Genomic DNA, 341 nt, shown 5'->3' with positions numbered 1-341 from the left:
ATCGAGGCCCGCGTGCTGTCCGGGTCCAGCGTGCGCATCGCGGTCCCCCTGGACGGGATCGACCCCGACGGCGACTCCGTCCAGGTCACCGGCATCGCGACCCCCGCCGCCAAGGGCACCGCCCGGGTCGTGGACGGACTGATCGAGTACGCGGCGTCGAAGAACGCCACCGGGCACGACATGTTCACCTACTCCGTGCTCGACGCCCGCGGGGCCACCGCCGTCGGGACGGTCCAGGTCGGCATCGCCCGGCCCGCCGAGACCAACCAGCCTCCCGTGGCGGTGGACGACGAGATCACGGTGCGCCCGGGGCGCACGGTCTCGGTCGCGGCCCTGGCCAA

General features: G+C 73.9%; 1 protein-coding gene. It reads left to right on the top strand.

The annotated features are described in order from the left end of the window. Positions 1–12: 12 nt before the first annotated feature. The coding region (locus tag ACTJIY_RS20850) for an Ig-like domain-containing protein (protein ID WP_440675408.1) at positions 13–341 on the top strand (329 nt) is incomplete at its 3' end.

The organism is Cellulosimicrobium sp. 22598, assembly GCF_052044445.1.
GTDB lineage: Bacteria > Actinomycetota > Actinomycetes > Actinomycetales > Cellulomonadaceae > Cellulosimicrobium > Cellulosimicrobium cellulans_G.
This window is presented reverse-complemented; position numbering and strand designations above follow the sequence as displayed.